This window comes from Xenorhabdus vietnamensis, assembly GCF_002127535.1.
In the GTDB taxonomy this organism is placed as follows: Bacteria; Pseudomonadota; Gammaproteobacteria; order Enterobacterales; family Enterobacteriaceae; genus Xenorhabdus; species Xenorhabdus vietnamensis.
In genome coordinates this window covers 346881-350383 of the sequence record NZ_MUBJ01000002.1, presented here as the reverse complement: position 1 = coordinate 350383, position 3503 = coordinate 346881, and the positions used below count along the sequence as shown (strand labels likewise).

The window sequence follows — 3503 nt, the reverse complement described above, 5'->3', positions numbered from 1 at the left end:
ACTCTCACATGGGGAGACCCCACACTACCATCGGCGCTACGGCGTTTCACTGCTGAGTTCGGCATGGGGTCAGGTGGGACCACCGCGCTATTGCCGCCAGACAAATCCTGGTTTCAACCCCGAACAAGCTGTCATCTGCTTTGAAACTTTGTCATCTGCTCTCTCAGCCCAAAACACCTTCGGTGTTGTCAGGTTAAGCCGCACGGTTCATTAGTACTGGTTAGCTCAACGTCTCGCAACGCTTACACACCCAGCCTATCCACGTCCTCGTCTCGAACGTTCCTTCAGTGTCCTCAAGGGACAAGGGAAGACTCATCTCAAGGCAAGTTTCCCGCTTAGATGCTTTCAGCGGTTATCTCTTCCGCACTTAGCTACCGGGCAGTGCCATTGGCATGACAACCCGAACACCAGTGGTGCGTCCACTCCGGTCCTCTCGTACTAGGAGCAGCCCCTTTCAATCTTCCAACGCCCACGGCAGATAGGGACCGAACTGTCTCACGACGTTCTAAACCCAGCTCGCGTACCACTTTAAATGGCGAACAGCCATACCCTTGGGACCTACTTCAGCCCCAGGATGTGATGAGCCGACATCGAGGTGCCAAACACCGCCGTCGATATGAACTCTTGGGCGGTATCAGCCTGTTATCCCCGGAGTACCTTTTATCCGTTGAGCGATGGCCCTTCCATGCAGAACCACCGGATCACTAAGACCTACTTTCGTACCTGCTCGAGCTGTCACTCTCGCAGTCAAGCTAGCTTATGCCTTTGCACTAACCTCACGATGTCCGACCGTGATTAGCTAACCTTCGTGCTCCTCCGTTACGCTTTGGGAGGAGACCGCCCCAGTCAAACTACCCACCAGACACTGTCCGCAACCCGGATGACGGGCCTACGTTAGAACCTCAAACATTCAAGGGTGGTATTTCAAGGTTGGCTCCATGCAGACTGGCGTCCACACTTCCAAGCCTCCCACCTATCCTACACATCAAGGCTCCAGGTTCAGTGTCAAGCTATAGTAAAGGTTCACGGGGTCTTTCCGTCTTGCCGCGGGTACACTGCATCTTCACAGCGAGTTCAATTTCACTGAGTCTCGGGTGGAGACAGCCTGGCCATCATTACGCCATTCGTGCAGGTCGGAACTTACCCGACAAGGAATTTCGCTACCTTAGGACCGTTATAGTTACGGCCGCCGTTTACTGGGGCTTCGATCAAGAGCTTCGCCTTGCGGCTAACCCCATCAATTAACCTTCCAGCACCGGGCAGGCGTCACACCGTATACGTCCACTTTCGTGTTTGCACAGTGCTGTGTTTTTATTAAACAGTTGCAGCCAGCTGGTATCTGCGACTGGCTTCGGCTCCGGGCGCGGGGCCCTTCACCTAGTGCCAGCGTGCCTTCTCCCGAAGTTACGGCACCATTTTGCCTAGTTCCTTCACCCGAGTTCTCTCAAGCGCCTGAGTATTCTCTACCTGACCACCTGTGTCGGTTTGGGGTACGATCCAATGTTACCTAGAGCTTAGAGGCTTTTCCTGGAAGCAGGGCATCAGCTACTTCAGCACCGTGGTGCCTCGTCATCACGCCTCAGTGTTAACAGGTGACCGGATTTGCCAGGTCACCCCACCTACACGCTTAAACCGGGACAAACCGTCGCCCGGCCAGCCTAGCCTTCTCCGTCCCCCCTTCGCAGTAACACCGGGTACGGGAATATTAACCCGTTGCCCATCGACTACGCCTTTCGGCCTCGCCTTAGGGGTCGACTCACCCTGCCCCGATTAACGTTGGACAGGAACCCTTGGTCTTCCGGCGAGCGGGTTTTTCACCCGCTTTATCGTTACTTATGTCAGCATTCGCACTTCTGATACCTCCAGCATGCCTCACAGCACACCTTCAACGGCTTACAGAACGCTCCCCTACCCAACAACACTTGCGTGTCGCTGCCGCAGCTTCGGTGCATGGTTTAGCCCCGTTACATCTTCCGCGCAGGCCGACTCGACCAGTGAGCTATTACGCTTTCTTTAAATGATGGCTGCTTCTAAGCCAACATCCTGGCTGTCTGAGCCTTCCCACTTCGTTTCCCACTTAACCATGACTTGGGGACCTTAGCTGGCGGTCTGGGTTGTTTCCCTCTTCACGACGGACGTTAGCACCCGCCGTGTGTCTCCCGTGATAACATTCTTCGGTATTCGCAGTTTGCATCGGGTTGGTAAGTCGGGATGACCCCCTAGCCGAAACAGTGCTCTACCCCCGAAGATGACTTCACGAGGCGCTACCTAAATAGCTTTCGGGGAGAACCAGCTATCTCCCGGTTTGATTGGCCTTTCACCCCCAGCCACAAGTCATCCGCTAATTTTTCAACATTAGTCGGTTCGGTCCTCCAGTTAGTGTTACCCAACCTTCAACCTGCCCATGGCTAGATCACCGGGTTTCGGGTCTATACCCTGCAACTTAACGCCCAGTTAAGACTCGGTTTCCCTGCGGCTCCCCTATACGGTTAACCTTGCTACAGAATATAAGTCGCTGACCCATTATACAAAAGGTACGCAGTCACACCCCAAAGGGTGCTCCCACTGCTTGTACGTACACGGTTTCAGGTTCTCTTTCACTCCCCTCGCCGGGGTTCTTTTCGCCTTTCCCTCACGGTACTGGTTCACTATCGGTCAGTCAGGAGTATTTAGCCTTGGAGGATGGTCCCCCCATGTTCAGACAGGATACCACGTGTCCCGCCCTACTCATCGAACTCCCACTGCCAGCGTCTTCAGATACGGGGCTATCACCCTTTACTGCCGGCCTTTCCAGACCGTTCTCCTGACGCTGACACTGATGCTGGTTCTGGGCTGCTCCCCGTTCGCTCGCCGCTACTGGGGGAATCTCGGTTGATTTCTTTTCCTCGGGGTACTGAGATGTTTCAGTTCCCCCGGTTCGCCTCATTAACCTATGAATTCAGTTAATGATAGTGCAACGGATTGCACTGGGTTTCCCCATTCGGACATCGCCGGCTGATGGCGCTTCATATCAGCTCACCGGCGCTTTTCGCAGATTAGCACGTCCTTCATCGCCTCTGACTGCCTAGGCATCCACCGTGTACGCTTAGTCGCTTAACCTCACAACCCGAAGGTGTCTTCGGACTGGAGTTTTGAGAGACTCCCCAATCCCGTCTTCACGACTGGGACTGGGTGTTTCAAATTTTCAGCTTGTTCCGGATTGTTAAAGAGCTATTATTGGTAAACCGACTTTACAGCCCGCTTAACAATAATATCAGGGGGCACCGCCTTTCACACAGGGCCTGAGCAGTGTGGCGTCCCCTAGGGGATTCGAACCCCTGTTACCGCCGTGAAAGGGCGGTGTCCTAGGCCTCTAGACGAAGGGGACATCGAGTCTTCTTCGCAGACGCGCTGCTCATATTACATTTCATCAGACAATCTGTGTGAGCACTGCAACAAAAACTACTATCTCTAGGTAAGGAGGTGATCCAACCGCAGGTTCCCCTACGGTTACCTTGTTACGA

1 tRNA gene and 2 rRNA genes are annotated in these 3503 nt (G+C 54.1%); all 3 read right to left on the bottom strand.

The window, feature by feature from the left end:
* Positions 1–101: ribosomal RNA gene (gene rrf / locus Xvie_RS26025) — 5S ribosomal RNA — on the bottom strand.
* Positions 102–189: 88 nt separating this feature from the next.
* Positions 190–3099: ribosomal RNA gene (locus tag Xvie_RS26020) — 23S ribosomal RNA — on the bottom strand.
* A 192-nt stretch (positions 3100–3291) separates the two neighbouring features.
* Positions 3292–3367, bottom strand: a tRNA-Glu gene (locus tag Xvie_RS26015).
* Positions 3368–3503 lie beyond the last annotated feature (136 nt).